The 4304-nt window shown below is 40.2% G+C and carries 2 protein-coding genes; both read right to left on the minus strand.

Features of this window, described 5'->3' with window-relative positions:
- Positions 1-25 precede the first annotated feature (25 nt).
- Positions 26-568, minus strand: a complete 543-nt coding sequence (locus tag J671_RS24165; RefSeq protein ID WP_031982788.1) for a DUF4376 domain-containing protein — start codon at positions 566-568, stop codon at positions 26-28.
- Positions 565-4304, minus strand: a 3740-nt coding sequence (locus J671_RS26020; RefSeq protein WP_050675074.1) for a cell envelope integrity protein TolA, incomplete at its 5' end; no start/stop codon positions are given. The genes J671_RS26020 and J671_RS24165, both read right to left, overlap by 4 nt.

The following is a 4304-nucleotide window of genomic DNA, read 5'->3' on the forward strand; positions in this document are numbered from 1 at the left end:
GGTGCTATAAAATGTCTCGTTAATATTAAAAACTGATCTTATCTACTTCAGCTTTCGTTTTAGCCAGCGCAATACTCTCTCTAGCTTTTCTGCTTCTTGCATGACACATAGATACATGCTCTGCCAATGCTTGTCTTAACTTTTTTAATTCCTCCCCTGATAATGTGATAACGGTATTGTTGAATAATGTCCATTCAACCTCTACGCCTAATGCACTTGCTGCAATAATGCGGCTCTGAGACTTTTCATCTGAATCAAATTTATATCCATTAAATGAAAAACCACCGAATTCGGTGGTTTCTCTAATTTGTTTTATCTCAAGCCATTTATGCTCCTTAACCTGATCTAGAGTTCGAGGATCTACCCATTCTTTATCTTTGAAATCAAATATATGATGTTCAGAAGGTTGTTGAGGAATCTCTTTCCACTTTCCATTGCTATGGTACATATTCGCCTTGGGTGGATCTTCAACTGCAAAACAATCTTCAGGGGTATTTAATTGAATAGTCTCGTCGTTGCCAGATATCTGAAACAACAACTCACCATGTTTTGAAACTATACCTGTCATTTTTTCAACTCAATTACCGTTAATGTTCTACTCGTTAATTCAAAAGGCAATGCAGCTTGATTTGATGCATCTTTAAAGTAGGAGGCTTTAACGTTGTTTACTGAAGTGGTATTTCTGCCGATCGCAACTCTAAGGCTATATTCAGCACTGCCTGAAAATGCATTATCAATAGTTGGGGGTAACGTATAAGAGCCACTGAAGTACAAAATATTATTTTGTGTATTGGATGGGGCAAAGTAATGCCGGGCAATCTCGGTTCCGTTTCTATAAACACCAACAATTAGGCTAATTAAAGAAGCCAAATCAGCTCTGGTTGTATTTCCATTAATAGAAGTTAGAACCATAAATTGTTTTAACATTATCCCCCCACTGATTAGAGCCTTTCCTCCAGATCGAGCCATAGTAACTGATGCAACTTTACCATTTGACCAAGTAAACCAAGCGTTGATAGAGGTTTCATCTACAAGCTGATTATCGAAATCAGGAATATTTGAGTTAGAAGGAAAAGTTACACCAATAGGTACAGTTACAGCTTCATCTTGAATTTTTAGGGTACTAATTGCACCATCATCAATATTTGCATTTTTAACTTTAATTGAACCTAGATCAGCGCTAATAACACTTAAGTTTTCTGCCCAGATCCTATTCGCATTGATATATCCAAAACTACCATTGTCGACATACAATCCACGCGGAATAACAGTACCGTTTGGCAAAGTAACTGGAGTATTTTGCAGTGTCATTAATGGTTTAGGTTCAACATCATCAACACCGACAGGCGTACCAAACTGAATTGCATCATAATTGAATATGAAAGTTGAAGTCGTACCATCATTCATTGATCCATGACCAGAAACATGGCCATTTACATCGAACTTAGTAAACTGCTGAGCATAGATGCCATCTACACTTTCAGTGACATTTTGAATAGACGCACTATTCTCACCGACTTTTGTTTGCAACGTTTCCGTTACTTTTATCGTTGAAGAAATAGCACTAGCATTTGCATTGATTTGTTGCTGAAACAAAGCATTGCTCTCATTCATTTGTGCAGAAACTTGATCTGTACGTTTAGATTGAGCCAAATCCCCTTCGATGCGTGCTGACTGTTCAGACCAAACGCCAGCATAACCGCCATCATTACCAATTAAGTCTGATTCAGAGCCAATTAAAGGTGGATTTAACTGAGCATAAACACCGTCAATACGGGTAGTCTGAGCTATGATCTTGTTATCAACATCTTTAATGTCTGACTTAACTTGAACAATGTCACCCGTAGTGGCTTTGTCTTTCAACTCAATATTGATGTTCTTGATAGCTTCAATGTTTGCTGACGATTGATCGACACCCAGTTTTGCAGTATCTCGAACTGCCGCAAGAGCACTATCATTGCTGGCAATATAGTTATCAACCTTTTGGACTGTAACCTTATCGCCATCAATGCGCGCTTGCACTTCTTGCCGTGTATAAGCTTGTAAATCCCCCAATTCTGCAGTGGTCGAATCAACTCGCTTACTTACAGCAAGATCACCCTCAATACGTGCTGACTGTTCAGACCAAACGCCAGCATAACCGCCATCATTACCGATCAAATCAGATTCTGAGCCAATCAAGGGCGGGTTGAGTTGAGCGTAAACACCATCAATTTTAGTTGTTTGGGCATTAACTTTGTCATCTACATTCTTAATATCAGACTTAACTTGATCAACTGCCCCAGTACTAGCCTTATCTTTTAATTCAACCCGAATAGATTGAATCTGCTCAGCATTTGCACCCGACTGAGATGCTGCTGCATTTGCTTGCAATAAAGCCATTGCAGATGTTTGTTTAGCTTCATTTGCATTATCGGCTGCACTATTTGCAGTAGTTGTGGCCGTTGTTGCTTCAGCATGAGCTTGTTGTGCAATAGAAGCTGCTGAACCAGCTTCTGAAACTGCCGTCTCAGCTTTAGAAAGCGCAGATGCGGCATTTTGTTTAGCTTCATTTGCATTTTCATCAACTGTATTCACTCTGCTATCTAATTCAGTTAATGCCTTGGCATTACTCTCAGACTTAGAAACAGCAGATTCAGCACTTTGTCGAACATTCGCAAGAGCCTGATCATTACTTGCAGCATAATCAGTTAAAGCTTTAGCAATAACTTTGTCACCCTCAATGCGCGCAATTTGCTCTGAATTTATGCTTGCAGCATTTTGATTTACAGAAACAATTACTTGATCTGTACGTTTTGCTTGTAATAAATCTCCTTCTTGCACAGCAGATAAAATTGACCAGACACCCGCATAACCAGCATCATTACCGATCAAATCAGATTCAGAACCAATCAAAGCTGGTTTAGTAACGACCTCAACGCCTGTTACGCGTTCTGCTAAGGCTTTGTCTGCATCAATTCGAGCCCTACTTTCATCTGTAACTAAAGCACGAGTTTGAGCATCATTTTCAATTGACTCAGCTCTCACTGTTTCAATTAATGATGCATTTGCTGAATCTCCATCAACACGTGCTTTCGCTTCCTGTTGAATTGCTGCTGCATTATCGCCAGCTTGTGCAACCACAGTATCAATTCTTTGACCCAATGCACTATCAGCATCAGTTCTTGCCTTTTCCTCACGTTGAATTGCGGCTGCATTATCTGAAGAACTAGCACTAACCGCTTCAATTCTCTGAGAGAGATGTTCATCACCTTCAATACGCTCTTCTTTTTCAGAAGTAATAGCCGTATCACGCAACTTTGCTTCTGCAAGAATTGCAGCTTCACGTGCCTTTTGTTCTGAAAAATCAGCATTAATCCTGTCTTGAACTTCCTGAGCTATCAACTGATTTGTTGAATCAATATCTTTGATTCGCGCATCGCGTTCTAACGTAAGGTTATTGTTTGCTTGATCTACAGCCTGCTGAACAGAGTCTTTACGGTCTTTAACTTCTTGCGAAATTTGGTCTTTGGTATTCTTGATGTCCTGCTTAATCTCAGGAATCTGAACATCAATAGTCTCAATTTGATCAATCTTAGTTTTTAAATCCTGACTAAGTTGAGTTTCACTGATTTGATCATTTAAGAGCTCAAGAACATCTGTAGCATCGGCAGAAGTTGTCGCATGGGTCCAGTCCGACCAAGGTCCAATATTTCCGATCCGGTCAATCAAGCGTCCACGATAGAATTGCGTCAGATTTGGCTGCAAGCCTTGAATCGTATGAGTCGTTGTTGGATAAGCGAATAAGCCTAATTGAGCAATGTTACTTGTGCCATCTGGTGAAACTTGAATCTCGGTATAAGCCGTATCAAGTGCGCCAGTTGCAGGGAAGCCCCAATCAAGTTTGATACCGAATAAGATTCCTGTCGCTTGGATAAATGCCAATTTTGGAGGTAAACCTTGCTTTCCAGAGAGTTCAGTCAAAGTTGAATAAACTGGTAAAGAAGCTATCTCAAAAGCTGAAATCGCTGTTACTCGTGCTTGATATTGACCCGCATAAATACCTGGTACTTCGACTGAGTTGTTGCCGGTTATTGGAAGCTTAATCCAACTCCCGTCATCTTTACGCCACTCAACTTGATATTTAACGGCTCCTTTTGCCTGCGCCCAAGATACTATCATGGTAGCCACGTTGATACCCTGATCAACTCGGCTTTCACCGGTAACAACGACATCTGTTACAGGATCCTGAATTGTTGGGTTCACAATCGAAATCGGAACCTCATCAAAATAAGCACCCTTATCAATGGCATCAAACTTGGCTG

Origin of the sequence: Acinetobacter sp. 1130196 (assembly GCF_000588095.1) — a bacterium.
GTDB lineage: Bacteria > Pseudomonadota > Gammaproteobacteria > Pseudomonadales > Moraxellaceae > Acinetobacter > Acinetobacter nosocomialis.